This window comes from Castellaniella sp., assembly GCF_034675845.1.
Lineage (GTDB): Bacteria > Pseudomonadota > Gammaproteobacteria > Burkholderiales > Burkholderiaceae_B > Castellaniella.
Window position 1 is genome coordinate 1,420,841 of sequence record NZ_JAUCCU010000001.1, and the last position, 26,423, is coordinate 1,447,263.

The 26,423-nt window shown below is 62.0% G+C and carries 27 protein-coding genes and 1 pseudogene; 18 read left to right on the forward strand and 10 right to left on the reverse strand.

Features of this window, described 5'->3' with window-relative positions; all coding sequences use genetic code 11:
* Window positions 1–8: 8 nt before the first annotated feature.
* A complete protein-coding gene (locus VDP81_RS06835; RefSeq protein WP_323011894.1) occupies window positions 9–860 on the forward strand; it encodes a symmetrical bis(5'-nucleosyl)-tetraphosphatase in 852 nt (283 codons plus the stop codon).
* Window positions 861–882: 22 nt separating this feature from the next.
* On the opposite strand, the gene ruvX is transcribed toward VDP81_RS06835, so the two are convergent.
* Together ruvX and VDP81_RS06845 are read right to left on the reverse strand one after the other, a co-directional pair.
* Window positions 883–1,275: a Holliday junction resolvase RuvX gene (ruvX, locus tag VDP81_RS06840; protein ID WP_322995632.1), complete on the reverse strand. Its 393-nt coding sequence runs from the start codon at window positions 1,273–1,275 to the stop codon at window positions 883–885.
* A 58-nt stretch (window positions 1,276–1,333) separates the two neighbouring features.
* Complete coding sequence (locus VDP81_RS06845; protein WP_322995633.1) at window positions 1,334–1,930, reverse strand: YqgE/AlgH family protein; 597 nt, start codon at window positions 1,928–1,930, stop codon at window positions 1,334–1,336.
* A 69-nt stretch (window positions 1,931–1,999) separates the two neighbouring features.
* Here VDP81_RS06845 and VDP81_RS06850 point away from each other — a divergent pair, with 69 nt between their 5' ends.
* The 9 genes from VDP81_RS06850 (at window position 2,000) to proB (ending at window position 10,007) form a co-directional block, all read left to right on the forward strand.
* A complete protein-coding gene (locus VDP81_RS06850) occupies window positions 2,000–2,860 on the forward strand; it encodes a bifunctional hydroxymethylpyrimidine kinase/phosphomethylpyrimidine kinase (RefSeq protein ID WP_323011895.1) in 861 nt (286 codons plus the stop codon).
* Window positions 2,857–3,498, forward strand: a complete 642-nt coding sequence (gene thiE / locus VDP81_RS06855) for a thiamine phosphate synthase (RefSeq protein ID WP_322995635.1) — start codon at window positions 2,857–2,859, stop codon at window positions 3,496–3,498. Before VDP81_RS06850 ends, thiE begins: the two co-directional genes overlap by 4 nt.
* Window positions 3,499–3,520: 22 nt before the next feature.
* Window positions 3,521–4,804, forward strand: a complete 1,284-nt coding sequence (gene hemL, locus VDP81_RS06860) for a glutamate-1-semialdehyde 2,1-aminomutase (protein ID WP_323011896.1) — start codon at window positions 3,521–3,523, stop codon at window positions 4,802–4,804.
* A 104-nt stretch (window positions 4,805–4,908) separates the two neighbouring features.
* Window positions 4,909–5,436, forward strand: a complete 528-nt coding sequence (locus VDP81_RS06865) for a MarR family transcriptional regulator (RefSeq protein ID WP_323011897.1) — start codon at window positions 4,909–4,911, stop codon at window positions 5,434–5,436.
* Window positions 5,437–5,524: 88 nt separating this feature from the next.
* A complete protein-coding gene (gene argJ, locus VDP81_RS06870; RefSeq protein WP_323011898.1) occupies window positions 5,525–6,751 on the forward strand; it encodes a bifunctional glutamate N-acetyltransferase/amino-acid acetyltransferase ArgJ in 1,227 nt (408 codons plus the stop codon).
* 293 nt (window positions 6,752–7,044) lie between these two features.
* Window positions 7,045–7,356: a 50S ribosomal protein L21 gene (gene rplU / locus VDP81_RS06875; RefSeq protein ID WP_322995639.1), complete on the forward strand. Its 312-nt coding sequence runs from the start codon at window positions 7,045–7,047 to the stop codon at window positions 7,354–7,356.
* An 18-nt stretch (window positions 7,357–7,374) separates the two neighbouring features.
* Window positions 7,375–7,635 (forward strand): 50S ribosomal protein L27, encoded by a 261-nt coding sequence (gene rpmA / locus VDP81_RS06880; RefSeq protein WP_322995640.1) that lies wholly within the window; start codon window positions 7,375–7,377, stop codon window positions 7,633–7,635.
* A gap of 67 nt (window positions 7,636–7,702) precedes the next feature.
* The gene (obgE, locus tag VDP81_RS06885; RefSeq protein WP_323011899.1) at window positions 7,703–8,785 is read left to right on the forward strand and encodes a GTPase ObgE; all 1,083 of its coding nucleotides are present in this window, start codon (window positions 7,703–7,705) and stop codon (window positions 8,783–8,785) included.
* A gap of 31 nt (window positions 8,786–8,816) precedes the next feature.
* Window positions 8,817–10,007 carry a glutamate 5-kinase gene (proB, locus tag VDP81_RS06890; protein WP_322995642.1) on the forward strand — a complete coding sequence of 397 codons (1,191 nt, stop codon included), beginning with the start codon at window positions 8,817–8,819 and terminating at the stop codon, window positions 10,005–10,007.
* On the opposite strand, the gene VDP81_RS06895 is transcribed toward proB, so the two are convergent.
* On the reverse strand, window positions 9,973–10,461 hold the full coding sequence (locus VDP81_RS06895; protein WP_322995643.1) for a winged helix-turn-helix transcriptional regulator: 489 nt from the start codon (window positions 10,459–10,461) through the stop codon (window positions 9,973–9,975). The genes proB and VDP81_RS06895 overlap by 35 nt on opposite strands.
* Before the next feature lie 312 nt (window positions 10,462–10,773).
* On the opposite strand from VDP81_RS06895, the gene VDP81_RS06900 reads away from it, so the two are divergent.
* Window positions 10,774–12,024, forward strand: a complete 1,251-nt coding sequence (locus VDP81_RS06900) for a D-amino acid dehydrogenase (RefSeq protein WP_323011900.1) — start codon at window positions 10,774–10,776, stop codon at window positions 12,022–12,024.
* A gap of 45 nt (window positions 12,025–12,069) precedes the next feature.
* Here VDP81_RS06900 and VDP81_RS06905 read toward each other — a convergent pair whose 3' ends face one another.
* Complete coding sequence (locus VDP81_RS06905; protein ID WP_322995645.1) at window positions 12,070–12,816, reverse strand: hypothetical protein; 747 nt, start codon at window positions 12,814–12,816, stop codon at window positions 12,070–12,072.
* Window positions 12,817–12,911: 95 nt separating this feature from the next.
* Here VDP81_RS06905 and VDP81_RS06910 point away from each other — a divergent pair, with 95 nt between their 5' ends.
* Window positions 12,912–13,103, forward strand: coding sequence for a hypothetical protein (locus tag VDP81_RS06910; RefSeq protein ID WP_323011901.1), 192 nt, complete (start codon window positions 12,912–12,914; stop codon window positions 13,101–13,103).
* Between the two features lie 9 nt (window positions 13,104–13,112).
* Here VDP81_RS06910 and VDP81_RS06915 read toward each other — a convergent pair whose 3' ends face one another.
* Window positions 13,113–13,766 (reverse strand): OmpA family protein, encoded by a 654-nt coding sequence (locus VDP81_RS06915; RefSeq protein WP_322995647.1) that lies wholly within the window; start codon window positions 13,764–13,766, stop codon window positions 13,113–13,115.
* 166 nt (window positions 13,767–13,932) lie between these two features.
* Here VDP81_RS06915 and VDP81_RS06920 point away from each other — a divergent pair, with 166 nt between their 5' ends.
* Genes VDP81_RS06920 through mutY form a run of 3 tightly spaced genes read left to right on the forward strand, consistent with a single transcriptional unit; the run spans window position 13,933 to window position 16,639 of the window.
* Entirely contained in the window at window positions 13,933–14,604 is a 672-nt protein-coding gene (locus tag VDP81_RS06920; RefSeq protein WP_323011902.1) for a cell division ATP-binding protein FtsE, read from the forward strand.
* Window positions 14,601–15,509 carry an ABC transporter permease gene (locus VDP81_RS06925; RefSeq protein ID WP_323011903.1) on the forward strand — a complete coding sequence of 303 codons (909 nt, stop codon included), beginning with the start codon at window positions 14,601–14,603 and terminating at the stop codon, window positions 15,507–15,509. Before VDP81_RS06920 ends, VDP81_RS06925 begins: the two co-directional genes overlap by 4 nt.
* Window positions 15,509–16,639, forward strand: coding sequence for an A/G-specific adenine glycosylase (gene mutY / locus VDP81_RS06930; protein WP_323011904.1), 1,131 nt, complete (start codon window positions 15,509–15,511; stop codon window positions 16,637–16,639). Before VDP81_RS06925 ends, mutY begins: the two co-directional genes overlap by 1 nt.
* On the opposite strand, the pseudogene rodA reads toward mutY, so the two are convergent.
* The 5 genes and pseudogenes from rodA to VDP81_RS06955 form a co-directional block, all read right to left on the reverse strand.
* Window positions 16,634–17,786: pseudogene (gene rodA / locus VDP81_RS06935) on the reverse strand (rod shape-determining protein RodA). The gene mutY and the pseudogene rodA overlap by 6 nt on opposite strands.
* Window positions 17,783–19,852 (reverse strand): penicillin-binding protein 2, encoded by a 2,070-nt coding sequence (gene mrdA, locus VDP81_RS06940; protein WP_323011905.1) that lies wholly within the window; start codon window positions 19,850–19,852, stop codon window positions 17,783–17,785. The pseudogene rodA and the gene mrdA overlap by 4 nt, the downstream one beginning before the upstream one ends.
* 9 nt (window positions 19,853–19,861) lie before the next feature.
* A complete protein-coding gene (mreD, locus tag VDP81_RS06945; RefSeq protein WP_323011906.1) occupies window positions 19,862–20,428 on the reverse strand; it encodes a rod shape-determining protein MreD in 567 nt (188 codons plus the stop codon).
* Complete coding sequence (gene mreC / locus VDP81_RS06950; protein WP_322995654.1) at window positions 20,409–21,293, reverse strand: rod shape-determining protein MreC; 885 nt, start codon at window positions 21,291–21,293, stop codon at window positions 20,409–20,411. The genes mreD and mreC overlap by 20 nt, the downstream gene beginning before the upstream one ends.
* A 22-nt stretch (window positions 21,294–21,315) precedes the next feature.
* A complete protein-coding gene (locus VDP81_RS06955; RefSeq protein WP_322995655.1) occupies window positions 21,316–22,359 on the reverse strand; it encodes a rod shape-determining protein in 1,044 nt (347 codons plus the stop codon).
* A 296-nt stretch (window positions 22,360–22,655) separates the two neighbouring features.
* On the opposite strand from VDP81_RS06955, the gene gatC reads away from it, so the two are divergent.
* Genes gatC through gatB form a run of 3 tightly spaced genes read left to right on the forward strand, consistent with a single transcriptional unit; the run spans window position 22,656 to window position 25,950 of the window.
* Window positions 22,656–22,964, forward strand: coding sequence for an Asp-tRNA(Asn)/Glu-tRNA(Gln) amidotransferase subunit GatC (gatC, locus tag VDP81_RS06960; RefSeq protein ID WP_322995656.1), 309 nt, complete (start codon window positions 22,656–22,658; stop codon window positions 22,962–22,964).
* 5 nt (window positions 22,965–22,969) lie between these two features.
* Window positions 22,970–24,493 carry an Asp-tRNA(Asn)/Glu-tRNA(Gln) amidotransferase subunit GatA gene (gene gatA / locus VDP81_RS06965; protein ID WP_323011907.1) on the forward strand — a complete coding sequence of 508 codons (1,524 nt, stop codon included), beginning with the start codon at window positions 22,970–22,972 and terminating at the stop codon, window positions 24,491–24,493.
* The gene (gene gatB / locus VDP81_RS06970) at window positions 24,493–25,950 is read left to right on the forward strand and encodes an Asp-tRNA(Asn)/Glu-tRNA(Gln) amidotransferase subunit GatB (protein ID WP_323011908.1); all 1,458 of its coding nucleotides are present in this window, start codon (window positions 24,493–24,495) and stop codon (window positions 25,948–25,950) included. The genes gatA and gatB overlap by 1 nt, the downstream gene beginning before the upstream one ends.
* Window positions 25,951–26,423: the final 473 nt, after the last annotated feature.

Here is a 26,423-nt window from a genome sequence, read left to right on the forward strand (position 1 = left end):
GAGGAAAAATGCCTGACTCATCACGCCCCGCCGCCCCATCCGCCGCAAGCCCTGAAATCTGGGTGATCGGCGACGTGCAGGGCTGCGCGGGTGCCCTGCAGACGCTGCTGGCCCATCCGGCGCTGGCCACACCGACAGCGGAATTCTGGTTTGCCGGCGATCTGGTGAACCGGGGACCGGACTCGCTGGGGGCATTGCGCCTGATCCGCAGCCTGGGGGCGCGCGCCAAGGTGATCCTGGGCAATCACGACCTGCACTTGCTGGCGGTGGTGACAAAGGTGCGCAAACACGCCAAATCCGACACGCTGCAAGATATTCTGCAAGCGCCGGACCGCGACGAGTTGATCGACTGGCTACGCCACCAGCCGCTGATGGTGCGCGCACACGGACATGTCATGGTGCACGCCGGCATCTTGCCGTCCTGGACGCTGGATCAGGCCCAGGCGCTGGCGGGCGAGATCGAATCAGCTTTACGCCAAGACAGCTGGCCACAGGCAGTGCATGATTTTTACGGCGAAGAACCTCTGCTGTGGGACGATGGCCTGCAAGGACCAGCGCGCATGCGGGTCATCGTCAATAGCCTGACACGCATGCGGATGTGCCATGCCAGCGATGGACGGATGGAGTTCCGCCACAAAGGCGAGCCCGTGGCGGCGGATGGCCTGGTGCCATGGTTCGATTTGCCGGGACGGCGGGACCTGTCCGAGCCGATCGTGTTCGGCCACTGGTCGGCGCTGGGCCTGATGATCCGGCCGGATGCGATCTGTCTGGATACGGGCTGCGTCTGGGGGCGGGCCTTGACTGCGTTACGACTCCGCGATCACCAAGTCGTGCAGGTGGATTGCACACGTTGTCGCTGATGCTCAACGACGCTGATCAATATCACAGCGTATCCAAGTAACGCTGCAAAATGACGGCGGCAGCCATGGCGTCGTCGGGGGCGTTGGTACCCAGGATTTGCTGGGCTTCGCGGCTGGAGCCGCGTTCGTCCACCAAGACGACCTGCACGTGGAAACGGCCTTCAAGCTGATGGGCGAAGCGCCGACTATGCTGCGAGGCAAGCTGCTCACCGCCATCCAGGGTCAGTGGCAGGCCCACGACCACCCGATCCGGCTGCCAGGCTTCCAGCAGGGCCGCGACCTGAGAGAAACGCTGATCACGGGTGCCGGGTGTCAGAATGCATAAGGGCCGGGCCTGGGCCGTCAGGGTATTGCCCAAGGCCACGCCAATTTTTTTCAAGCCAAAATCAAAGGCCAGCAAGGTTTCTTCGGACACGGTCAGTGCTGCCTATAAAGACCGCGTCCGGGCGTGCGCCATCGGCGACCAAACGGATTCAGGCATGCCCCGCATCGCCTGTCAGCATGGAAGAATGAATCCCCAACTGGGCCAGGGCGGCATCGTAGCGCTGGTCCGCCGGGGTCTCGAAGAGGACTTCGTGAGAAGCCCCGACATTCAACCAGGCGTTGCGGGAGATCTCGTCTTCAAGCTGACCCGCGCCCCAGCCGGCATAGCCCAGGGTGACCAGCAGACGGGCAGGACCGTGACCCGCCGCGACATCCTGCAGCACATCGCGCGATGTCGTCAGGGCGACATCCTCGCCCAAGGGAATGCTGGAGCTATATTGACCGCGTGGCACATGCAGCACAAAGCCCCGATCGGTCTGGACGGGACCGCCGAAAAAAACCGGGGCTTCGCGCACGGGGCCGATCTCTAGCGACAGGGGCAGATCAATGCGCTGCAACAAATCCCCGATGGTCAGGTCGGTGGGACGGTTGACCACCAGCCCCAAAGCGCCGTGTTCGGTATGTTCGCAGACGTAGATGACGGTATTGGCAAGTTCGCCCGCGACCATGCCCGGCATGGCCAGGAGAAACTGCCGGGACAGATCAATACGCGTACCGTTGGCGGAATCATGTGGTTCTGTCGTCATGGCAAACCTCCTGAGATAAGGCATCAAGCCTATACGCCTAGAGTATCAGATATGGGGCAATCCATTAGAATGGACGCCATAGTACCCAATCCAGCAATTCCGCTGCTGTTTTTTGTCTGTTCCATGGTGTCTCCCCTGATTTCTTCTCTATCCCTGCCCCTGATCATCGGCCCCCACGACCCCACAGGGGCCGCCAATCTGCCCGTGGACGCTGTCATTTGCGCCGGCCAAGGCCTGCCCGCCGGCTCGGTGATCACGGCGATCCATATCCAGGACACCAGCGGCGTCGAAACCATCCAGCGGCTGTCACCCGAACTCATCGACGACCAGGCGCGCTGCCTGCTGGAAGACATGGCCATCAGTGCCATCAAGATCGGCCCCCAATACGACCCGGAAACCATTGCAGTGCTGGCCCAGATCGCCGCCGACTACTCCACGCTGCCGCTGGTGCTACAGTTGGCCACGCCGCCCAGCATGCCGGACCTGGACGATCTGGACCCGGACGACACACTGGGGGCCATGCTGGACCTGTTGGTGCCCCAGGCCAGCATCGTCATCATGGCCCCGCGCCAGGCCGAACAATGGGCGCAACAGGGCCTGATGTCGGCAGCCAGCGCCGCCAACCCCATCGATGCTCTGCTGGAATTGGGGGCGAGCCATGTGCTGTCGTGCCAGCCCACCCCGCACGCGGGATTCAGCCTGACGCTGCAGTCCGCTGAATCCGGCGGGCGCCACTGGCCGTGGCCCGCATCGCTGGTGCGCCCAGACGACCGCGACAGCCTGCTGGCGACCCTGTTGGTCTGCGGCCTGGCTCGAGGCCTGCCCATGGTTGAGGCCTGCCACCAAGCCGTCACGACAGCGACCACGATGATGGCCCACACCCTGCACCCCGGCATGGGACAACACATACTGCGACACACCACATCATGACTGCCTTGAGATTTCCCCGCGGACTATACGGGGTGACCCCGGACTGGTCCGATACCGACCGGCTGCTGTCCGCCATCCGCCTGGCCCACGCTGGTGGCATGCGCGTGCTGCAGTGGCGCCGCAAAAGCGACACCGAACCCCAACGCCAGGCTCAGGCCCAGGCGGTACTGGACGTATGCCGATCCCTGAAACTGCCCCTGATCATCAACGACGATTGGCAACTGGCCGCCATGCTGGACGCCGATGGTGTCCACCTAGGGTGCGACGACGCACCCGTGGGCCAAGTGCGCCAGGCGTTGGGCGCCCATAAGCTGATCGGCGTGTCTTGTTATAACCAGCCTGATCTGGCCCGCCAGCACCTGCAGGAATCCGTGGACTATATTGCCTTTGGCGCGGTTTACCCATCCCAGGTCAAGCCCGACGCCGCGCGCGCCACCCTGGCAGACCTGCGCACTGGCCGCCAACTGACCCAGGCACTGTCGCCCCGTCCGGCGGTGGTGGCCATCGGCGGCATCACGCCGGACAACGCCGCCCCGCTGATCCAGGCCGGAGTAGACAGCATCGCCGTGATCAGCGCCCTGTTCGACGCCCCTGACATCCAGGCCGCCGCCCTTGCCTGCAGCCGCCTGTTTTCCTGAACCTTTTTTGCCACTCCACACCATGTCCCGTAATACCGAACTTTTCGACCGTGCCTGCAAGGCCATCCCCGGTGGGGTCAATTCCCCCGTGCGCGCCTTTCGTTCCGTGGGCGGCACCCCACCCTTCATCCAACGCGCCCAGGGGCCCTACCTCTGGGACGCCGAGGGCACGCGCTATATCGACTATGTCGGCTCCTGGGGGCCTGCCATCCTGGGACATGCCGACCCGGAAGTCGTCCAGGCCGTCCAGGCCGCCGCCAGCGGAGGCTTATCGTTTGGCGCCCCCACCGAGGCCGAAATCGAGATCGCCGAAGCCATCATCGAGCGCATCCCGTCCATTGAACAGGTGCGCCTGGTCAGTTCGGGCACCGAGGCCACGATGTCCGCCATCCGTCTGGCCCGAGGCCACACCCAGCGCCATAAAATCATCAAGTTCGAAGGCTGCTATCACGGCCACTCCGACAGCCTGCTGGTGAAAGCCGGATCGGGCATGCTGACATTCGGCAACCCGTCCTCGGCCGGCGTGCCCCCCGAATTCGTCCAACACACCCTGGTGCTGGACTACAACGACCTGGCTGCCGTCGAGGCTGCGTTTCAGCAGTACCCCGACGAGATTGCCTGCATTATTGTCGAACCCATGGCCGGCAATATGAACCTGGTGCGCCCGGCGTCCGGGTTTCTGGAAGGCCTGCGCAGCCTGTGCACCCAGTACGGTGCCATCCTGATTTTCGACGAAGTCATGACTGGCCTGCGCGTCGGCCCTCAGGGCATGCAAGGTTTATGCGGCGTGACGCCGGACCTCACGACGCTGGCGAAAATCATCGGCGGCGGCATGCCGGTGGGCGCTTTTGGCGGACGTACGGACATCATGGCCGACATCGCCCCCCTGGGGGCCGTATACCAGGCCGGCACGCTGTCCGGGAACCCCGTGGCGGTGGCCGCCGGGCTGGTCACCCTGCGGCGACTGGCCCAGCCTGGGCTCTATGAACAACTGCACCACCAGACCGGCAAGCTCATCCAAGGTCTGGTGGAACGCGCCCGCCAGCATCATGTACCCCTAAGCGGCGACTGGCAAGGCGGGCTGTTCGGCATCTATTTCAGCGACGCCATCCCCACCAGCCTGGCCGAGGTTTCCGCCTGCGACCAAGAAGCTTTCAAGCGCTTCTTTCATGGCATGCTGGCTGGCGGCGTGCATTTTGCGCCTTCGGCCTTCGAGGCAGGTTTCGTGTCCACAACGCACGACGACACAGTGATCCAGAATACCCTGGACATTGCCGACCAGGTGTTTGCCCGACTGAAATCCTGAAAACCTCAAATTTCTTGACCCAGAACAAGGACATCTGAAACATCGGCACATACACTCGGTCTATCACTCACCACTTAGTGGCCGCTGCAACGGCCCCAGGCGCCATGACCGACTACGCCCAATATGCCGCCACGCAACACCCTGCGGTGGCACCCGATGTCCCGGATCTAGAAACCCGCGCCACAGGCCAGGCCGCTGACCTGCGCCTGTGGCTGCGCATGCTCAGCTGCTGTACCCTGATCGAAAACGAAGTCCGCAGCCGTTTGCGATCCGAATTCAGCACAACCCTGCCGCGCTTCGATCTGATGTCCCAGCTCACCCACGCCCCCAAAGGCCTGAAAATGAGCGAACTCTCGCGCCTGATGATGGTCACCAACGGCAACATCACCGGCATCACCGATCAGCTCGAAAAAGACGGGCTGGTCGAGCGCATGAAAGACGACAGCGATCGCCGCAGCTCGCTGATCCGCCTGACGCCAAAAGGCAAACGCTATCACCGCCGCATGCAGCGGGCCCACGAAACCTGGATAGAAACCCTGCTGGGCGGACTGGCGCCGGCCTCACGCAATACGCTGTTCGATCTGCTGGGCGACCTGAAGCAATCGACCTACGCGCGCCTGCCCGCCGCCTAACAAGCACGGGCGCTCACGCGCGTCCAAAACGCCCCCATTCGGCATAGAATGGGGGTTTTCTGTTTGGGCGTTTTTGCACAAGACCATCATGGCCATCAATCTGCATATCCCGGCGCGTGACGCCATCTTTCCAGTCGCGGGTATTCGCATCGGCACCGCCGAGGCCGGCATCCGCAAGGCGGGCCGCCGCGACTTGACGGTTCTGCTGCTGGACGCCGACACCAGCGTTGCCGGCGTGTTCACCCGCAACCGCTTTCGCGCCGCGCCCGTGCAGGTCTGCGAGGCCCACCTGGCCGATGGCCAGAACATCCGGGCGCTGGTCATCAATACCGGCAATGCCAATGCAGGCACCGGCGCCCCCGGCCTGCAAGCCAGCCACGACACCTGCCAGGCCCTGGCCGACGCGCTACAGCTGCAACCACAACAGATCCTGCCGTTTTCTACCGGGGTGATTCTGGAACCCCTGCCGGTGGACCGCCTGATTGCGGCCCTGCCCGCCGCCCTGGCAGATGCGCAGCCCGACCACTGGTTCGAGGCCGCGCACAGCATCATGACCACCGACACCCAGCCCAAGATCCATTCCCGGCAACTGGATCTGGGCGGCACGACGGTCACGATCACCGGCATCAGCAAAGGCGCGGGCATGATCCGCCCCAATATGGCGACCATGCTGGGCTACCTGGCCACGGACGCCGGCCTGGCACCCGCCCTGCTGCAGGCCCTGACGCGCCAGATCGCCGATCAGTCCTTCAATCGCATCACGGTCGATGGCGACACGTCCACCAACGATTCCTTCATCATCATGGCCACGGGGGCCAGCGGGGTCCGCATCGAATCCGCCCAGGACCCGCGCTACGCCCCCCTGGCCCAGGCCCTGACCGACGCTGCCCGCGACCTGGCCCAGAAAATCGTGCGCGATGCCGAAGGCGCGACGAAATTCATGACCATCCAGGTGGAACAGGCCGCCAACACCCAGGAAGCCCTGAAGATCGCCTATGCGATTGCCCATTCGCCGCTGGTCAAGACCGCTTTTTATGCATCCGACCCCAACCTGGGGCGCATTCTGGCGGCGATCGGCTATGCCGGGGTGGATGATCTGGATGTCAGTCGACTGACCTTGTGGCTGGGGGACGTGCAGGTCGCCACCCAAGGCGGCCGAGACCCGGATTATCGCGAAGAAGACGGCCAGCGCATCATGGCGCAGCCCGAAATCCTGGTGCGGGTGGCGCTCGGGCGCGGCGAAGTCAGCGATACGGTATATACCTGCGATTTTTCGCATGACTACGTCAGCATCAACGCAGATTACCGATCTTGAAGACCCTCTGAAAAATCCCGCGTCACCGCCAACGGTGGATGCGGGCGGTCTGCCGCGCCGCAAGCCACAGAAAGCCCTGAATCGTCGTAAAAAGCCAAAATCCTGTTGATTTGAAAACGAAAATCTGGGAAAATGACGGGCTTGGCTATGGTCATCAAAAGGCCATTGTCATTTTTAGCAAACCCAGGCGTGATTCCTGCGTACCGATATCTGCCCTGATGCATACTGTCAGCGGCCTTGTCGGCATCACAGCGGAGCACCATGAAACCTGGGCAATTTCACAGGAAAAACCCATGTACGCGGTCATAAAAACCGGTGGCAAGCAATATCGCGTTTGCGCCGGCCAAAAATTGAAAATCGAACAGATACCGGCTGACATTGGACAAGAAATCTCGCTGGACCAGGTACTCTCGGTCGGCGAAGGCGAAACACTGCAAATCGGCACGCCCTTCGTCGCCGGTGCTGCAGTCAAAGCCACGGTTCTTGCCCAAGGTCGTCACGACAAGGTCAAAATCTTCAAGATGCGCCGGCGCAAGCACTACCAAAAGCACCAGGGCCATCGTCAGAACTACACCGAAATCCGCATCGACGCAGTTGCGGCCTAACCCCTCAGGAGCACAATCATGGCACACAAAAAGGGCGGCGGCTCAACGCGTAATGGTCGCGACTCAGAATCGAAACGCCTGGGCGTTAAGGTCTACGGCGGCCAACTGATCTCGGCAGGCGGCATTATCGTTCGCCAGCGCGGCACTCAGTTTCATCCCGGCGTCAATGTCGGCATCGGCAAGGACCACACTTTGTTTTCCCTGGTGGAAGGCAAGGTGAAGTTCTCGATCAAGGGCGCGCTGAATAAGCGCACCGTCTCGGTCGACGCTGTCAGCTGATCCACTCAGGATCACCCAAAAGACCCTGCCCACCCGGTAGGGTCTTTTTTTTCATAGAATAAACAACATGAAATTCGTAGACGAAGCCACCATCGAAGTCGTTGCCGGCAAGGGCGGCAACGGCGTTGCCAGTTTCCGCCGGGAAAAATTCATTCCCATGGGCGGTCCCGATGGCGGCGACGGCGGGCGCGGCGGCTCCATCTTGGCGGTGGCCGATCGCAATATCAATACCCTGATCGACTATCGCTATGCCCGCCTGCACCGCGCCAAAAATGGCGAAAATGGCCGCGGGTCGGACCAATATGGGGCTGGGGCGCCGAACATCGTCCTGCGTGTCCCGGTCGGCACCGTCGTACACGACGCCAACACCGGCGAACAACTGTTCGATCTGGCCCAGCACGGCCAGCAGGTCACGCTGGCCGCCGGCGGCGAGGGCGGACTGGGCAATCTGCACTTCAAGTCCAGCACAAACCGTGCACCCCGCCAATTCACCCCAGGGCGCGAGGGCGAGGAACGCCGCCTGCGGCTGGAACTCAAGGTCCTGGCGGATGTGGGCCTGCTGGGCATGCCCAATGCGGGCAAATCGACACTGATCGCCCGGGTCTCCAACGCCAAACCAAAGATTGCCGATTACCCCTTCACGACGCTGCACCCCAACCTGGGGGTAGTGCGGACATCGCCTGCGCACAGCTTCGTCATTGCCGACATCCCCGGTCTGATCGAGGGCGCCTCCGAAGGCGCCGGCCTGGGGCATCAATTTCTGCGACACCTCAGCCGCACGCGCGTGCTGCTGCATCTGCTGGACGTGCAATCCCCCGATCCCGACATCGACGCCTGCGCCCAGGCCATCCAGGATGCGCGTGCCATCATCCAGGAACTGCACCACTACAGCCCGGAACTCGCGGCCAAGCCGCGCTGGCTGGTGCTCAATAAGCTTGATATGGTCGAAGACCCGGGCGCCGTGCAGGCACGCATCTGCCAGGAACTGGATTGGAACGGCCCAACCTTCAGGATCTCGGCGCTGACAGGCGATGGCACCCAGGCCTTGATGAGCGCCATCCAGTCGTGGCTGGACGAGCAGCAACGCGCCGCCCACGCCCACGATGAAGACCCGCGCTTTGCCGCAGACCGCACCGACGATCCATCCTGACCACTCAGCCACTGTTCACCCAGCACTACACATGTCTACTTCTGCCTTGCCCCCCTCGGTCGCCCGGAACGCCCACCGGCTGGTCCTGAAGGTCGGATCGTCCCTGGTCACCAACGAAGGTCGCGGCATCGATCTGCAGGCCGTGGCCCAATGGGCCGAACAAATCGCCGCCCTGCACGCAACTGGCCGCCAGTTGGTGCTGGTATCCAGCGGCGCCATCGCCGAGGGCATGGCCCGCCTGGGCTGGCCCCGGCGCCCGAAGATCATGTCCGAGCTGCAAGCCGCCGCCGCCGTGGGCCAGATGGGCCTGATCCAGGCCTACGAAGCCGCCTTTGCCCGCCATGGCATCCGCACGGCCCAGATTCTGCTGACCCACGAAGACCTGGCCGATCGCCGACGCTACCTGAATGCCCGCAGCACCCTGGTCACCTTGCTGAACCTGGGCGTCGTGCCCATCGTCAACGAAAACGACACTGTGGTCACCGACGAAATCCGGGTGGGCGACAACGACACCCTGGGCGCCCTGGTGACCAATCTGGTCGAAGCCAGCGTCCTGATCATCCTGACGGACCAGGCCGGCCTGTTCAGCGCAGATCCACGCAAGCATCCGGATGCGCAGTTCATCCACCAGGGCCAGGCGGGAGACCCCTCCCTGGAAGCCATGGCAGGCGGCTCTGGCAGCGCCATCGGCACCGGCGGCATGCTGACCAAAGTCCTGGCCGCCCGACGCGCCGCCAACAGCGGCGGGCATACGATCATTGCCTCTGGGCGTGAAGCCGCCGTGCTGCAGCGCCTGACGGCAGGCGAACCCATCGGCACCGAGCTACAAGCCGTCCTGCCCGTGCGCTCCGCCCGCCAGCGCTGGATGGTGAATCACCTGCGCCTGCGCGGGCGCGTCACCCTGGACGTGGGGGCGGTGCGCGCCCTGACCCAAGGCCATCGCAGCCTGCTGCCCATCGGCGTCACCGACGTCGAGGGCGACTTCGAACGCGGCGATGTCGTGGCCTGTGTCGACGAACATGGGGTGGAATGTGGCCGCGGACTGATCAATTATTCCGCCGCCGACACGGCCCGCATCCTGCGCCAGCCCAGCGCCCGCATCGCCGAGATCCTGGGACACGTCAGCGACCCGGAACTGATCCACCGCGACAACCTGGTGGTCACGCGACCACGCGTGGAAGTCCCGGTTAGCGCTGCGCAGGCACAAACAAGGTCTCCTTGACCTCCTCCATCACCACGCAGCTTTTGGTCTGCGTTACCCCCGGCAAGCGCAGCAGGATATTGCCCAGTAAATTCCGATACTGGCTGATTTCCTTGATGCGCGCCTTGACCAGATAGTCAAAATCACCCGATACCAGATGACATTCGAGCACCTGGGGCACGCACAGCACCTCTCGGCGAAACTCCTCGAAGGTGCGCTCGGACTTGCTGGACATGCTGATCTCTACAAACACCAGCAGTCCTGCATCCAACGCAGCAGGTGACACGCGGGCATAGTAGCCGGTGATCACCCCGTCGCGCTCCAGACGCCGCACTCGCTCGATGCAGGGCGTGACCGTGAGGCCCACCGCATCCGCCAGCTCGGTCATGGACAAGCGCCCGTTTTGCTGCAATAAATCCAGAATTCGCCGGTCTATCTTATCCAGCGTATGCACGGATTCTTTTTGAACACGCATAAGAGTCTCCAGAAGATACCAAGGGGCCATTCGGGGTGATTGACTGCCATCCGAAAAAACAATACCCGGATGCCCCTTGCAAGACCTGAGGATTCGGCCTAAAACAAACACATAGAAACAATCAATAAACAGGAAAAACCCCTGAAAAACAGCGTTTATCAGTATGCGCAGATATTGCCAGCAATTTGTCCTGCCCGCCAGTAAACGCCACGACCAAACGCATCAATTTTCCTGAAAAAATGATTTTTTCATGAAAAATAACCTGAAGATATTGCCTATCATCATTAAAATTTAACCCAATCGAGGTTCATCATGAAGGTTCTGGTTTTAGGGGCCGGCGTTGTGGGTGTCACAAGCGCCTATTACTTGGCACTCCAGGGGCACGACGTCACCGTCATCGACCGCGAAATCGCCACCGCAGAGGAAACCAGTTTTGCCAATGCAGGCCAGCTATCCTTTGGTTATTCCTCTCCGTGGGCAGCGCCAGGCATCCCCCTGAAGGCGATCAAATGGCTGTTCACCCAACATGCACCGCTGACGATCCGACCCGATGGCAGCCTGTTTCAGCTGCGCTGGATGTACGATATGTGGCGCAACTGCACTCCGGCGCGCTATGCCATCAACAAAGAACGCATGCTGCGCATGTCGTCCTATAGTCGGCAATGCCTGCACCAGCTGCAGGCCGATACCGACATTCAGTTCGAAAGCCGCCGCCAGGGCACCCTGCAGGTATTTCGCACCCAAAAGCAAATGGACGATGCCCAGCGCGACGTACAGGCCCTGAGCGACGCTGGCGTGGCCCACGAACTGGTCCCCAGCGACCGCCTGGTCGAATACGAACCCGCCCTGCATCAGGTGCAACATAAGCTGGTGGGTGGCTTGCGCACCCCCGACGATGAGACCGGCGATTGCCACCTGTTCACGCATGCCCTGACCCGCCTGGCCGAGGGCTTGGGCGTGAAATTCCGCTACGGCGAGCTCATCCAGGCCGTACATCAGGCGGGCGGCCAGATCTCGGGTGTGCAATGCGCTTCGGGCCTGATGCAGGCGGATGCTTATGTGGTGGCGCTGGGTTCGTATTCGACGCCATTGCTGCGCGGCATTGTCGACCTGCCCGTCTATCCCATGAAAGGCTATTCCATCACCGTCGACATCGACGATACGAATCGTGCCCCGATATCCACCCTGCTGGACGAGACCTATAAAATCGCCCTGACGCGCTTCGACCAGCGCATCCGGGTCGGCGGCATGGCCGAGGTCGTGGGCTACGACACGCACCTGGACAGCCGCCGTCAGCGCACCCTGGAAATGGTCTTGAACGACCTGTTCCCCGGCAGCTACAAACCCGGCGACGTACACTTCTGGACTGGCTTGCGCCCCAAGACTCCGGACAGCACCCCGATCGTCGGACGCACAAAAATCAGCAACCTATACCTGAACACCGGCCACGGCACCCTGGGCTGGACCATGTGTTGCGGCAGTGGCCAGTTGATCGCCGATATCGTGTCGGGCAAGGCCACCGCCATCCGCAGCGAAGACCTGGGCGTACAGCGCTATCTCTGATGCACGGGGTTGGCCCGCATGCCGGGCCAACCCCGTGCAGCTTATTCAGATTGCCCAGGCATAGCCGTAGTCCCGCAAGGACTCGATGGGCGGCCTGGGCAGGCCTGCACGTTCGGCGCGGCCCCGCAAGCGGCTGAACAGATCCCGGCAGCCCGTCAGCTGCAGGGATTTATGGCGGTTTTCGGGCCAAATCTGCATGACGGCATCCAGCAGAACCTGATGCGGCAGCACATGGCCCGGGGCCTCGAACAGGCCCAGCAACATGACGCGCTCGGCGGGAGTCAGACGCAGACTGGCCTCGCCGTGCATCAGCAGCCAGCCCTTTTCGGCCAACTGCCAGGGGCCGATGCAGTAGCGGCTGTCAATCATTCCTTTGGGCAAGCGCCAAGGGGCCTCGACGGAGGCTGTCTGTTGTGCCCGACGATAATCCAAAGCCCGCAATACGGCCAACAGGCAATCCGCCGTGTCTTCAGGCCGCAGAACGCAATCCACCCCCTGACTGAGCAAGGCCGCGATTTCATTACCCAACGGCAACTGCGCGCGCGCCACCAAGAACAGCCCATGCCCCCGCGACCTGATCTGCTGCGCAACCCGGCAGTTGGCCGCAACATCCCCCATCAGCACCACGGCATGCACCGCCTGATCGGCCAGCATCCGATACTGGCGGCAAAGATCCGACGCCTGTTCAAAGCAGCGCAGTTGGTAGCCATTGTGAGCCAGGCCGCTGCCCCAGCTATTTTCTTCTGGAGCCAGCATCCAGACTGACAAATGATCTTTCTGATTATTCTGCATGGTTTCTTGCGTTCAGGCTACGAGAACGGTAATCGGCGGTCATCAAAAAAAGCCATCGTGATCGCCCAAGTACTGGGGGTGGATTTTACTGGCTGATGCACGGCGACATCAATAAGCCTCTGACACTGCCTGCCCATCATATCCACGAGCAAACCCAGCCTTGGCCGTTTCCCAGCATCGATCCGCATCAGTTCTGGGCATTGAAGATCAAGGACCGCAGCGCCATCGAATCGGCAGTTGCGGTCCTGATCGAGAAGCTGCAGCCATTTAAACCGAAACCAGACTAGCCTGGACGGTTATTTCACCGCATACAAAAAGAGCTCGACGCGACGATTCAGCGCCCGACCCTGCGTGGTGTTGTTATCGCCAATCGGATTGGCCGAGCCCAGGCCTTCGGTCATTAGCCGCCCCTGAGCCACTCCCTGGCCAGCCAGGTATTGGGTGACTGCCTGTGCGCGGCGCTGCGACAAGGGCAGGTTAATGGAGTTGTTACCGGTGGAATCGGTGTAACCGATGGCCTTGGCACGCAATTCCGGGTGCTGGTTCAGGGCGCGTGCCACGCTGTCCAGCACGGGCAACAAGGCGGGCTTCAGGGTCGATTGATTGGTATCGAAAGATACATTGCTGGGTATATTGACCTTCAGGGTGCCGTCTGGCATCTCGATGACGGCAACCCCCAGGCTGGATGCGCCGGACTGCTCGACATCACCCTTGATGGCCTTCCAGTTATAGCCGACCACGCCGCCGATTACAGAACCAATACCAGCACCGATCAGGGCAGCTTGGCTGCTGTCACCAATCAAGACCCCCAACCCAGCCCCGAGTGCGGCGCCTGCGCCAGCACCAAGCGCCGTATTCTGCCCCTGCGGAGAGACATTGGCACAGGCAGTCAATAGAGCCAGACTGCCAATCGCAGCGGCCCGAGAGACATAAGTGATGCTTATATTCATGGAAAGGCTCCTGTAGCGATCGAAACAGCCATCAGAGTAACAATTTGCCCTGTACCAATTGCTACATTTTGAAAGCTTGGCACGCATCTCTGCGCCAGACACACAGAACAGGCCCAGCCAGCATACAATCAGGCCGAATAGTCCCTCGGGCCTGAAGCAGGGTTCCATGATCGAATTTCAGCACGTCTTCAAATCTTATGGGCGTGGCCGCAATATCCTGGCCGACGTCAATTTTTCCATTGCCCCCGGCGAATTCATTTTCGTCTCCGGGCCTTCTGGCGCGGGCAAATCCACCCTGCTGAAGGTCGTCGGCGGGCTGGAACCCGCCAGCCGGGGCAGCGTCACCGTCAATGGCCACCGACTCGACCATCTGTCCGCCCGTGCCTTGCCCTATTTGCGCCGCACCGTGGGGCTGATCCTGCAAGACGCACACCTGCTGTTCGATCGCCATGCCTTTGACAACGTATTGCTGCCCCTCGCGGTCCAGGGTCTGGACTCATCCATGGCAGCGACCCGCGCCCGGGCAGCCCTGGAAAAGGTCGGCCTGCGCGGCAAGGAAAACCTGTTGCCCATTGAACTATCAGGCGGTGAGCAGCAGCGCCTGGCCATTGCCCGGGCCATCGTCGGACGCCCGGCCATCCTGATTGCCGACGAACCCACCGCCAACCTGGATCACGATAGCGCCACCCACATCATGGATGTTTTCCGAGACTTCAACCGCGTCGGGGTCACCACCCTGATTGCTTCGCACGATACGGCCCTGATGGCCCGTTATGCCCAGCGCACACTGCATATCGATAACGGACGCTTTACCGATCTGCCGGGAACGCCGCAATGAAACGCTGGCTGCGCCACCACCGTTATGCACTCCTGCTGGCCTTGCGCCGCCTGCGCCTGCATCCTTTTTCATCGCTGGCGAATATCGTGGTCATTGCCCTGATGCTGGCCGTGCCGATCCTGGGGGCGGCAATCCTGCAGTCCAGCCAGCCGCTGGCCAGACAGCTGTCGGTCACCCCAGAACTCACCCTGTTCCTGGCTTCGGGCACCAGCGCCGATCAGCAACAGGCGCTCTTGCAGCGCGTACAGGCTGAATCCGGCGAGGAAATCACCGACGCCCAACTACTCCCGCGCGAGCAGGCCATGCGTCAGCTGCAAGCCGATCCGGCCTGGGCGCAAGCGCTGAATGCCTTGGGCGACAACCCACTGCCCGATGCCTTGATCGTCACGCTGCGCGACTCCGACACCCCGGTGCAGCAGGCCCGCCAACTGGCCGAGACCTGGCGGCAATGGCCCGGGGTCGAACATGTGCAGATGGACAGCGAATGGGTCCGACGCCTAGAAACGCTGCTGTCCTTTATCCGGGTCGGCCTGGGCATGCTGGCCGTGGCCGTGGCCGTGGTGGTGCTGGCCACCGTATTCAATACGGTGCGCCTGCAGGCGCTGACCCAGCGCGATGAAATCGCCGTGGCGCGGCTGGTGGGGGCCACCGAATCTTTCGTGCGGCGGCCATTTTTGTATCTGGGGGCTCTGACGGGCCTGGCTGCCAGCCTGCTTGCCCTGCTGCTGGCATGGCTGGCCCTGGTGCCGCTGAATACCCTGCTGGGCCATTTTGCCCAAAGCTACGGCATCCACTGGTCCATGCAGCTGCCTGCCACCCAGGACTTGCTGTTGGCGGGTGCGCTGGTGGTGGTGCTGGGGGCGGTGGCGGCCCGGCTGTCGGTCACCCGACACACCCGGTTCTGATGTCCGCAGGCGATCCGGCATCGCTGATCGCCGCCTGGCAGGCCCTGGCGGGCCGGCACGACCTGCCCTGGCAAGACACCCGGGACGCCTACCGCATCTGGTTGTCCGAAATCATGCTGCAACAAACCCAGGCGAATACGGTGATCCCGTATTTTCACCGTTTTCTGTCCCGCTTCCCTGATGTGTGCAGCCTGGCCGATGCGCCGCTGGACGCTGTGCTGCAGGCCTGGGCCGGGCTGGGGTATTACGCCCGCGCCCGCAATCTGCACCGCTGCGCCCAGCGCATTCGTGATGAGCACAGCGGCCAGTTCCCGGCGCAGCCCGAGACTCTGGCTCAGTTGCCTGGCATTGGCCGCTCGACGGCGGCAGCCATTGCTGCCTTTGCCCATGGGGTGCGCGTGCCGATCCTGGATGGCAACGTACGCCGCGTGCTGATCCGTTATCTGGCCCTGGCGGGCGATCCGCAATCGACCGCCATGAACCGCAGGCTCTGGGCCCAGGCCCAGGCCTGGCTGGATCAGGCGCCGGCAAATCTGGACATGCAGGCCTACACCCAGGGGCAGATGGATCTGGGGGCCATGGTCTGTACCCGCAGCCGGCCCGACTGTAGTCGCTGTCCATTGCTTGAAAGCTGCGCCGCCCACAGGTTGGGCCAACAAGACAGCTTGCCCAGCCCCAGGCCGCGCAAGGCACAGCCACAGCATCAGGTCTGGTTGCTGATCATGGAATACCAGCAGCAGCTCTGGCTGCAGCGCCGCCCGGATACGGGCGTCTGGGGCGGCTTATGGACGCCGCCGCTGCTGGGCAGCCCCGCCGCCCTGCAAACTGTGCTGCAGGGCCTGGGCCAGCCCGACACGGTTGCGCTGGCTGGCTTCGAGCATGTATTCACGCATTTTCGGCTGACGATGCAGCCCGTCTGGCTGCGGCTACCCAAGGCCGCGCCTGCGATCCAGCCAAGCTGGCAGCAACTGCCCGCGGGCAAGGGAGCCACCGCGCGCAATCCTGTCCTGATCGACCTGGACGCAGGCCAATCAAGCTGGACCCCGCTGACGGCCCTGAATGGCCTGGGCATGCCCGCGCCGGTAGCGACCCTGCTGGACGGACTGTATCCCGCCGCTGCAGCGCTATGACGCCCCAGGCCGTTGATCAGGCTGATGCGCCCCGATGCTCATCAACAGACCGCAGGCAATCCCCAAGGTCAGCAAGGCCGTGCCGCCGTAGCTCATGAAGGGTAAAGGCACCCCCACGACCGGCAGAACACCGGTGACCATGCCGATGTTCACAAAGACATAGACAAACATCATCATGGACATGGCCCCGGCCAACAGGCGGCCGAATTGGGTGGGCGCACGCACGGTGATGGTCAGGCCGCGCAGCACCATCAGGGCATACAACACGAGCAAGGCCACCCCGCCATACAGGCCGAATTCCTCGGAAAAGACAGCAAAGATGAAATCGGTGGTGCGTTCCGGGATGAAGTCCAGGTGGGTCTGGGTGCCCTGCATATAGCCCTTGCCATAGACACCACCAGACCCCACGGCAATCATGGATTGAATCGTGTGAAAGCCTTTGCCCAGGGGATCGGTGCCCGGATTCAGCAACACGCAAACACGGTACTTCTGGTAATCATGTAAAACCACCCAGTCCACATCGGGTTGACACAGTTGGTCCTCGTAGGCAATCAGGGTACCCAGCCCCAGCACGACCGCCAATACCACCGGCACCAGCAGCTTGAATGAAAACCCCGCGAAATAAATCACACAAAAACCAGATGCCAGCACCAGCAAGGCAGTGCCCAGATCCGGCTGATCAATGATCAGGCCAGGCTGGTACCAGCAGCAGCACGCCCGCCACCAGAAAATCCCGGATGCGAAACCGGCTGCCCGACTGGCGCTGGAAATACCAGGCCAGCATCAACGGCACCGCAATCTTCAGCATTTCCGACGGCTGCACGCGGATGAAACCCAGGTCCAGCCAGCGGGTTGCGCCTTTGCTGGTGACTCCGAAAAACATCACGGCCAGCAAGAGCAACACGCCCAGCACGTAGAAGTACGGGGCAGTCCGCATAATGAAACTGGGACGCAGCAGGGCAACGGTCCACATGACCGCAAAAGCGATCAAAAAATTACGCAGCTGATCGGCAAAACGCCAATCCGTATTGCCCACCGCCGAGTGCATGGTGGCCATCCCCACCAGGGCCATGACAATCAGCAAAATAAGCAAGGGCCAATCCAGCACCATCAACAGTCGGCGCGCGGCCAGCACGATGAACTTCATAGGGGTTCCTCTTGAGCGCCATCCCCAGCGGGCGTATCCACATCCGGCAGGGGAGCCGCTTCGGGCGCAGGCCCCTGATCCGGTTCGGGCAATGCCACTGGCATATCGGCGAGCAGATGCCCTTCATCCGTTGCAGCATGCAGCGCGGATGGCGTCATGGCCTCCAGGCGCTCGCGGCTGCGTTGTTCTTCGTCAAGACGCTGCTGGCGGTGTGCGATGCGCGACGGGGCCAGCCAATAATCAAACAAAGTACGCGCAATCGGGGCGGCCACCGACGCCCCCCAACCACCATTTTCCACAATCAGGGCCAGCGCAATCTGCGGGTTATCGACTGGCGCATAGGCCATGAACAGCGCATGATCGCGCAGCCGTTCGTCCACTGCCTGAGCCTTGTATTTGGCACCCTTCAGACTAAAGACCTGCGCGGTACCGGTCTTGCCGGCGGCCTGGTAGGTTGCCCCCACGAAGGCGCGCCGCGCGGTGCCCTTGCGCACCACATCCACCATCGCATCTTGCACGACCTTCAAGTTTCCAGGCTTAAGCGGAATGGTGTATTGCGGCGCGCGCACCGGATAGGTGAACTGCCCGGTCTGCGGGTCGATCATGCGCCGCACCAGATGCGGCTTCATGTAGACGCCATTGTTGGCCAGCACCGCCGTGGCCTGCGCCAGTTGCAACAGGGTAAATGCGTTATAGCCCTGCCCTACCGCCACCGAAACAGTCTCGCCCTGATACCAGTGCTGCTGCGAAGGTTTTTTATAAGCCTCGCGCTTCCAGGCACGCGAAGGCAGCACCCCACGGCGCTCGCCATCCAGATCAATGCCGGTGATCTGCCCAAAGCCGAATTGCTTGCTGAAGTCGTGCAAGGCGTCCACGTCCATCATGGCGCCCAGAGAATAAAAATAAGTGTCGGAGGATACGACAATCGCCCGATGCATGTCGGTAGCGCCATAGGCCGCCCCCCCGGCGTTACGAAAGCGCTGCCCGCCAAGCTCGAAATAGCCTGGGTCCGACAGGCGCTCATGGGGGCCGCGCAAGCCCATTTCCAGTGCACCCAGTGCGACAAAAGGCTTGTAAGTGGAACCAATGGGATAAGTGCCGTACAGAGGACGGTTGATCAGCGGATGATCGGGCGATTCATTGAGTTTGCGCCAGTTTTCTACGTCTATGCCATCAATAAATAAATTGGGATCAAAAGACGGTGACGACACAAAAGCCAGGATTTCACCGGTCTTGGGCTGGATGGCCACCAACGCACCCCGTCGTCCCTGGAATTGGGCTTCCGCCAGTTTTTGCAGGCCAATGTCCAAGGCAAGTTCCAGGTTATCCCCTGGAATCGGATCCGTGCGATTCAGTTCGCGCACCGGCCGCCCCGTAGCGGTGACCTCTAGTTCCTCGATGCCAGTGCGCCCGTGCAAAACGGTTTCCCAGGTTTTTTCTATGCCTTTTTTACCGATTTCCTGGGTGCCGCGATAATTGCCTTCCTGGTCGGTGGCCTCCAGGTGCTGCTCGTCGGCCTCGGAGATGCGCCCGACAAAACCCAGCACATGCGCGGCGGACTCTTTCTGGGGATAGGATCGCACCCAGCGCGCCTGCAGATTCACCCCAGGGAACTCGAAAGCATACACAGCAAACCAGGAAGCCTCGATGTCGTTCAGGTTATTGCGCAGCAGCACAGGCGCATAACGACCGCTTTGCTCATAGAGCCGCAGAAATTTACGCTGGTCGCTATCGCTGATATAGACCAATTCGCGCAGACGATCCAGCAGGTCTTCGATCTTGCCCTCGACCTGGGCACGGGTCACCACCAGCGTGTAGTCCCGTAAATTGGTGGCCATGATCCCGCCTTCGCGATCCGTGATCTGGCCGCGCCGGGGAGGCACAGGAACAATCGTAATGCGGTTCTGATCGGCACGTGCAGATAGATTGTCATAACGATCCACCTGCAAAAACCACAGCCGCCCCACCAGCAACAGCAAGCAGATCAGGGCAAAGATGCCAGCCACCCAAGCCCGCAACAAAACAGTTTGGCGTTGGTGCAGGCCGGTTTTGCGAAACTCGAACATGGCAGCGGGCTAGACAGCCCCGACGTCGTCGCCATCCAGACGACGCTGGGGCAGAAGCAACAAGACATCGACCAATGGCAGCAAAGCCCCGGTGATCAAGGCCGACCACAACCAGTCCCAGCCTACCCATTCGCCATTGAGCCAGGCCCCCAACAGACGTGTGATCAGGGCCGCCCCCACCAGTAACGGAATGATATGAAACGTCTGGACCCAGACATTGAAATGCCGCAAGCGTCCGTGCAGGCGCAAAACCCCATAGGCACACAGCAGATAATTCAGCGCGTGCAGACCCAGCAGACTGGCGTCGTGTGCGTCCATCAACAGGCCCAGCACCACGGCGGTTACCAGGCCCACGCGGTTGGGTTCGTGCAGGCACCAGAACACCAGCACCAGCAGCAGCATGTCCGGCACCGGATTCAACAAACGCCAAGGCAACAGGGACACCAGCCAGACCAGAAACAAGGAACCCCACACCAGCCAGGCTGAAGATGGCCGTTGGAACGGAGCCGCATCCACGGGCTGCAGGGACATCAGCGAAGACGAACCTGCGCGGGATTTATGGCTGGGCAAGGGCATGTTCTAGCTCCTCGGATTGGGGGATCTTCGAGACATCCACCCGCAGCACCAGAAAGTGACGGTAGCGCTCTGGGTGCGACAGGGGCTCGGCGATCGCCATGGCAAACCCAGTGCCCGGATCGCGATCCACCGTGTCCACCCGGGCAACCGACAGCCCAGCGGGAAACAGGCCGCCGATCCCGCTGGTGACCAGCGTATCGCCGGGCTGCACGTCCATACTGGCGGTCAGATAGCGGACCTCCAGTTTGCCAACCTCGTCGCTGCCAAAGGCGATCAGGCGCAGGCCATTGCGCAGCACCTGCACCGGAATGGAGACTTGGTCGTCGATCAACAGGGCGGCCTCAGAGGTGTATGGCGTGACGCGCACGATCTGGCCCACCACACCGCCCTCATCAATGACCGGCATGCCAGGCTGAATCCCGGCATCGGTGCCTTTGTTGAAGATCAGGCGGTGGCTGAAGGCATTGGGCGGTTCGTAGAAGACCTCGACCGCCACCGACGACTGGGTGATGGACTCGGAGATCGTCAGCAGGCGGCGTAGTTGTTCGTTTTCGGTGGTCAGTTGGGCGGCATGCGTCACCAACTGGGCCATCTCGATCTGCTGGCGGCGCAAAGCATCTTGTTCTTCGCGGGCCAGAGCAGCCGCATGAGACCAGCTATTGACGTATTCCAGCGCCTGACGCGGCGCCATGACAAATTGCTGAAACGGGTAGACGGCCACCGACAACGCCTGCCGCACAGGTCGTAAAACCGACCAGTGCGCATCCGTGATGATCAGGCCCATACACAGCACCAGCAGCAGGACCAGCCGGACCTCGATGCTGGGCCCGCGCTTGAAGAGTCTGAGATTACCGGGTTCGCGCATCACGACACCAGTCTTGCGTCAATCAATCGTAGATGAACACCCCACCCAGGCGTTCCAGGTGTTCGAGGGCCTCGCCGCAGCCGCGCACCACGCAGGTAAGCGGGTCTTCGGCCACCACCACGGGCAGACCGGTTTCTTCTTGGAGCAAGCGGTCTAGGTCGTGCAACAACGCGCCGCCGCCGGTCAGGGAGATGCCCTTGTCGGTAATATCCGCGCCGAGTTCCGGTGGGGTCTGTTCGAGGGCGGTCTTGACGGCCGACACGATCTGGTTGAGCGGATCAGTGAGGGATTCGAGAATCTCGTTGGACGACACGGTAAAGCTGCGTGGCACGCCCTCGGAGAGATTGCGGCCCTTGACTTCGATTTCGCGGATTTCAGAACCGGGAAAAGCCGAGCCGATTTCTTTCTTGATCAATTCGGCAGTGGGTTCGCCAATCAGCATGCCGTAATTGCGGCGAATATAGTTGATGATGGCTTCGTCGAATTTGTCGCCGCCGACCCGGACCGAGCCCTTGTAGACCATGCCGCCCAAGGAAATCACGGCGACTTCGGTGGTGCCCCCGCCGATGTCCACCACCATGGAGCCGCTGGCATCGGACACGGCCAAGCCTGCCCCGATGGCAGCCGCCATGGGTTCCTCGATCAGGTAGACCTGGCTGGCACCCGCACCCAAGGCGGATTCGCGAATGGCGCGGCGTTCGACCTGGGTGGAGCCACAAGGCACGCAAACAATGATGCGCGGGCTGGGGGCCAGCATGCTGCGCGGATGCACCATGCGGATGAATTGCTTGAGCATTTGCTCGGTGACGGTGAAGTCGGCGATGACGCCGTCCTTCATGGGGCGGATGGCCTCGATGTTGCCGGGCACCCGGCCCAGCATTTGCTTGGCCTCGTGGCCCACCGCCTGAATGATTTTCTTGCCATTGGGCCCGCCATCGTGGCGGATGGCAACAACAGAGGGCTCATCGAGCACGATGCCCTTGCTGCGAACATAGATCAGCGTATTGGCCGTACCAAGGTCAATCGCCATATCGCTGGAGAAATAGCTGCGTAGGAATCCGAACATGGGCGCACAAATAAAATGAAAATGGAACGATCCTGCGCTAAAAATCACCTGAACGATCAAGCGCTTGGCTGACGGTTCAGATAGTTCTTAAATGGCCCGGAGTCGCTGGCGATCAGAGGCTGACGTGGCAGCACAGTCCAGGCAAGCCGCATCGAATCGCTAATGATAACTTATAATCCTCTATGGTCAGGGCATGAATTGCAGGGAAAGTATTGCAAAACATCCTCTTTTCTTGACCTCGACACATCCGCACACACCCGGCTGTCCCGCAACGGCAGCCTACAGGGCTAGATAACATGGCACTCACAGAACAGGATATCGCCCGGCTGGCACGGCTTTCAGGCCTGCAGCTGGATTCCACCGAGCAATCCCGCGCACAACAAGAACTCTCCCGCATCCTGGATCTGATCCAGGAACTGCAGGCAGTGGACACCAGCGGCATCGAACCCATGGCGCACCCGCTGGCCGCCCACCAGGCCATCACTTTGCGCCTGCGCGACGATGCTGCCGATCCGGCCCAATCCACCGCCCAGCGCGATGCCTATCTGAAAAATGCCCCGGCCGCCCATCAGGGCCTGTTTCTCGTGCCCACCGTCATCGAATGAAGCCCATGCCCTCGTTATCCCAATTTCGCAGCATCCAGGCACTGGGCGCTGCCCTGCGCAGCCGCCAGATCAGCGCAACAGAACTCGCCACCGACGCCCTGCGCACGGCGCACCAGCACCCGGACCCCAACGTCTTCCTGCACATCGACGATGACCTGACCCTGGCCCAGGCCCAGGCAGCCGACCAGGCCTTGGCGCATGACCGGGCCGGCCCGCTGACCGGCATCCCCATTGCCCATAAAGACCTGTTTGTCACCCAGGGCTGGCGCACCACCGCCGCCAGCCGCATGCTGGCCAACTACGTCAGCCCTTTCGATGCCACCGTCGTCAGCCAACTGCAACAGGCCGGGGCCGTGTCCCTGGGCAAGCTCAGTTGCGACGAATTCGCCATGGGCTCGGGCAATGAAAACTCCGCCTTTGGCAGCGTCCAAAATCCCTGGGACACCCAGCGTATCCCCGGCGGCTCGTCGGGCGGCTCGGCCGCTGCGGTGGCTGCCGGCCTGGTGCTGGGGGCCACTGGCACCGACACCGGCGGCTCGGTGCGCCAGCCTGCCGCCTATTGTGGCGTCAGCGGCATCAAACCCACCTACGGCACCGTCTCGCGCTACGGCATCATTGCCTACGCGTCCAGCCTGGATCAGGCTGGCCCGCTGGCCCGCAGCGCCCAGGATCTGGTGCCGCTGCTGGACGCCATGAGCGGCTTCGATCCCCAGGATTCCACCAGCCTGGAATCCTGCGACGGCCAGGCCAACGCTCAGGGTCGCGTCCAGGCCGACTACACCGCCGCTCAGGCCCGTTTCCAGGCAGCCGGGGCGCTGCCCCTGCAAGGCCTGCGCATTGGCGTGCCGCGCGAATTCTTCAACGAAGGCCTGGCTGACGATGTCGGTGCAGCCATCGAGGCCGCCCTGCAGACATTTGAATCTCTGGGCGCCGTGCGGGTGGATATTTCCCTGCCACGCACCCGACTGGCGATTCCGGCCTACTACGTGATTGCGCCTGCCGAGGCCTCCAGCAATCTCTCGCGCTACGACGGCGTGCGCTATGGTCATCGGGCCGATTCCTATACCGACCTGGCCGACATGACCAGCCGTTCTCGGACCGAGGGCTTTGGCGACGAGGTCCGCCGCCGCATTCTGGTCGGCACCTATGTGCTGTCGCACGGTTATTACGATGCCTACTATCTGCAGGCCCAGCGCGTGCGCCGCATGATTGCCGACGACTTCCAGCGCGCCCTGTCACAAGACTGCGATGTGATCATGGGGCCGGTCACCCCCACCACGGCCCGCCTGATCGGCGATAACCGCCAAGACCCGATTGCCGACTGGCTCAGTGATATCTACACCCTGGGTGTCAGCCTGGCGGGCCTGCCCGGCATGTCGATCCCCTGCGGCTTTGGCGGCCCCGGCGCACGCCTGCCGATCGGCCTGCAGATTATTGGCCGCTATTTCGACGAAGGCCATTTGCTGGCCCTGGCCGACCGCTACCAGCAAGTCACCGACTGGCACCAACACTCACCGGAATACGCATAATGGATTGGGAAATCGTCATCGGGCTGGAAACCCACGCCCAACTGTCCACTGAGTCAAAGATATTCTCGCGCAGCAGCACGTGCTTTGGTGCCCAACCCAACACCCAGGCCAATGCCGTCGATATGGCACTGCCCGGGTCTCTGCCTGCCATGAACCGTGGCGCAGTAGAACGCGCCATCCAGTTCGGCCTGGCCGTGGGCGCCCGCGTGGCCGAACGGTCCGTGTTTGCGCGTAAAAACTACTTCTACCCGGACCTGCCCAAAAACTACCAGATCAGCCAATTCGAGCTTCCCATCGTGGTGGGCGGCCAGTTGTCTTTTTTTGTGGGCGAGACCGAACACACCCTCAACCTGACGCGAGCCCACCTGGAAGAAGACGCCGGCAAGTCCCTGCACGAACACTACACCGGCCCGCACGGCGAATCCTCCAGCGGCATCGATCTGAACCGCGCAGGCACTCCTTTGCTGGAAATCGTGACCGAACCCGAGATGCGTTCCGCCGCCGAGGCGGTGGCTTATGCCCGCACCCTGCATGGTCTGGTGGTCTGGCTGGGCATCTGCGATGGCAATATGCAGGAAGGATCTTTCCGCTGTGATGCCAACGTGTCTGTGCGTCCACGCGGCCAGGCCGAATTCGGCACCCGCTGCGAAATCAAGAACCTGAATTCTTTCCGCTTTCTGGAACGCGCCATCCAATACGAAGTCCGCCGCCAGATCGAACTGATCGAGGACGGCGGCAAGGTCGTGCAGGAAACCCGTCTGTACGACCCGGATCGGGACGAAACGCGCAGCATGCGCACCAAGGAAGATTCTGACGATTATCGTTATTTTCCAGACCCGGATCTGCCGCCGCTGGTCGTGTCGTCCGACTGGATCGATGCCGTGCGCGCCACGATGCCAGAACTCCCCGCAGCGAAGCGCGCACGCTTTGAGGCCGACCTAAGCCTCAGCCCCTACGACGCCGCGCAACTGACGCTACACCGTGCCATGGCCAATTATTTCGAGGCCACCGCCGCTGCCCTGCCCGCCGACCAGGCGAAACAAGCCGCCAATTGGGTACTGGGCGAGTTATCCGCCGCGCTGAACCGCGATGATCTGGAGATTGCCCAGTCGCCGGTATCCCCCGCCCAGTTGGCTGCCTTGATCCACCGTATCCTGGACGGCACGATTTCCAACAAGATCGCCCGCGATGTCTTTGCCGCCATGTGGACAGGCGAATCGGGCGGCGCGGCGGATGCCATCATCGAATCCCGCGGCCTACGCCAGATCAGTGATACGGGGGCGATTGAAGCGATGATCGTCTCGGTGCTGGCTGACAATCCCGCGACGGTGGCTCAGTACCACGAGGGTAAGCAAAAGGCGTTCAATTCGCTGGTGGGTCAAGTGATGAAGGCGGCCAAGGGCAAGGCAAACCCGCAGCAGGTGAATACGCTGCTGAAGCAGATGCTGGATGCTTGATTTTGGGTTTTAAGGTTTTATGCTTTGAGGTTTTAGGTTTGGGTTCTTGACACGCCCATGCAGAGGGGGTGGTCAGTGAGCGCAGGTCGGCCGGTCCCGCCCTTGCCGGGACTGCTCGGGCGAATGCGCATGATTGGGGCGCTCACCAAACGCGCGGGGCGCACAGTCCACTGGACTGTGCGCAAGCGTCCCGCTTGAACGGTGGTTCGCTTGCACCCCCAATCATGCGCATCCGCCCGACGGCCTCCAACAGCGCCCACTGACCACCCCCTCTGCATGGGCTTCAACAGCGATTAGTCCGGGCTGTCCTCATGGCAGTCTCCACCTGGCCTCTGCATAGATTTGCCCAGGCTGGACAGGGTCAGGCAATTTTTGGCGCTGTTGGAGGTCGTTGGCCATTGCCCGGCAATCGGGGAGGCAAGCGAGCCACCGTTCAAGCGGGACGCTTGTGGACAGTCCGGGGGACTGTCCAC

Excerpts from the sequence above, each read along its gene's own strand:
- VDP81_RS06835 (WP_323011894.1), top strand. The coding sequence starts at position 9 with ATGCCTGACTCATCACGCCCCGCCGCCCCATCCGCCGCAAGCCCTGAA.
- VDP81_RS06845 (WP_322995633.1), bottom strand. The coding sequence starts at position 1,930 with ATGACGACAGAACCACATGATTCCGCCAACGGTACGCGTATTGATCTG.
- VDP81_RS06850 (WP_323011895.1), top strand. The coding sequence starts at position 2,000 with ATGGACGCCATAGTACCCAATCCAGCAATTCCGCTGCTGTTTTTTGTC.
- thiE (WP_322995635.1), top strand. The coding sequence starts at position 2,857 with ATGACTGCCTTGAGATTTCCCCGCGGACTATACGGGGTGACCCCGGAC.
- hemL (WP_323011896.1), top strand. The coding sequence starts at position 3,521 with ATGTCCCGTAATACCGAACTTTTCGACCGTGCCTGCAAGGCCATCCCC.
- VDP81_RS06865 (WP_323011897.1), top strand. The coding sequence starts at position 4,909 with ATGACCGACTACGCCCAATATGCCGCCACGCAACACCCTGCGGTGGCA.
- argJ (WP_323011898.1), top strand. The coding sequence starts at position 5,525 with ATGGCCATCAATCTGCATATCCCGGCGCGTGACGCCATCTTTCCAGTC.
- rplU (WP_322995639.1), top strand. The coding sequence starts at position 7,045 with ATGTACGCGGTCATAAAAACCGGTGGCAAGCAATATCGCGTTTGCGCC.
- rpmA (WP_322995640.1), top strand. The coding sequence starts at position 7,375 with ATGGCACACAAAAAGGGCGGCGGCTCAACGCGTAATGGTCGCGACTCA.
- obgE (WP_323011899.1), top strand. The coding sequence starts at position 7,703 with ATGAAATTCGTAGACGAAGCCACCATCGAAGTCGTTGCCGGCAAGGGC.
- proB (WP_322995642.1), top strand. The coding sequence starts at position 8,817 with ATGTCTACTTCTGCCTTGCCCCCCTCGGTCGCCCGGAACGCCCACCGG.
- VDP81_RS06895 (WP_322995643.1), bottom strand. The coding sequence starts at position 10,461 with ATGCGTGTTCAAAAAGAATCCGTGCATACGCTGGATAAGATAGACCGG.
- VDP81_RS06900 (WP_323011900.1), top strand. The coding sequence starts at position 10,774 with ATGAAGGTTCTGGTTTTAGGGGCCGGCGTTGTGGGTGTCACAAGCGCC.
- VDP81_RS06905 (WP_322995645.1), bottom strand. The coding sequence starts at position 12,816 with ATGCAGAATAATCAGAAAGATCATTTGTCAGTCTGGATGCTGGCTCCA.
- VDP81_RS06910 (WP_323011901.1), top strand. The coding sequence starts at position 12,912 with ATGCACGGCGACATCAATAAGCCTCTGACACTGCCTGCCCATCATATC.
- VDP81_RS06915 (WP_322995647.1), bottom strand. The coding sequence starts at position 13,766 with ATGAATATAAGCATCACTTATGTCTCTCGGGCCGCTGCGATTGGCAGT.
- VDP81_RS06920 (WP_323011902.1), top strand. The coding sequence starts at position 13,933 with ATGATCGAATTTCAGCACGTCTTCAAATCTTATGGGCGTGGCCGCAAT.
- VDP81_RS06925 (WP_323011903.1), top strand. The coding sequence starts at position 14,601 with ATGAAACGCTGGCTGCGCCACCACCGTTATGCACTCCTGCTGGCCTTG.
- mutY (WP_323011904.1), top strand. The coding sequence starts at position 15,509 with ATGTCCGCAGGCGATCCGGCATCGCTGATCGCCGCCTGGCAGGCCCTG.
- mrdA (WP_323011905.1), bottom strand. The coding sequence starts at position 19,852 with ATGTTCGAGTTTCGCAAAACCGGCCTGCACCAACGCCAAACTGTTTTG.
- mreD (WP_323011906.1), bottom strand. The coding sequence starts at position 20,428 with ATGCCCTTGCCCAGCCATAAATCCCGCGCAGGTTCGTCTTCGCTGATG.
- mreC (WP_322995654.1), bottom strand. The coding sequence starts at position 21,293 with ATGCGCGAACCCGGTAATCTCAGACTCTTCAAGCGCGGGCCCAGCATC.
- VDP81_RS06955 (WP_322995655.1), bottom strand. The coding sequence starts at position 22,359 with ATGTTCGGATTCCTACGCAGCTATTTCTCCAGCGATATGGCGATTGAC.
- gatC (WP_322995656.1), top strand. The coding sequence starts at position 22,656 with ATGGCACTCACAGAACAGGATATCGCCCGGCTGGCACGGCTTTCAGGC.
- gatA (WP_323011907.1), top strand. The coding sequence starts at position 22,970 with ATGCCCTCGTTATCCCAATTTCGCAGCATCCAGGCACTGGGCGCTGCC.
- gatB (WP_323011908.1), top strand. The coding sequence starts at position 24,493 with ATGGATTGGGAAATCGTCATCGGGCTGGAAACCCACGCCCAACTGTCC.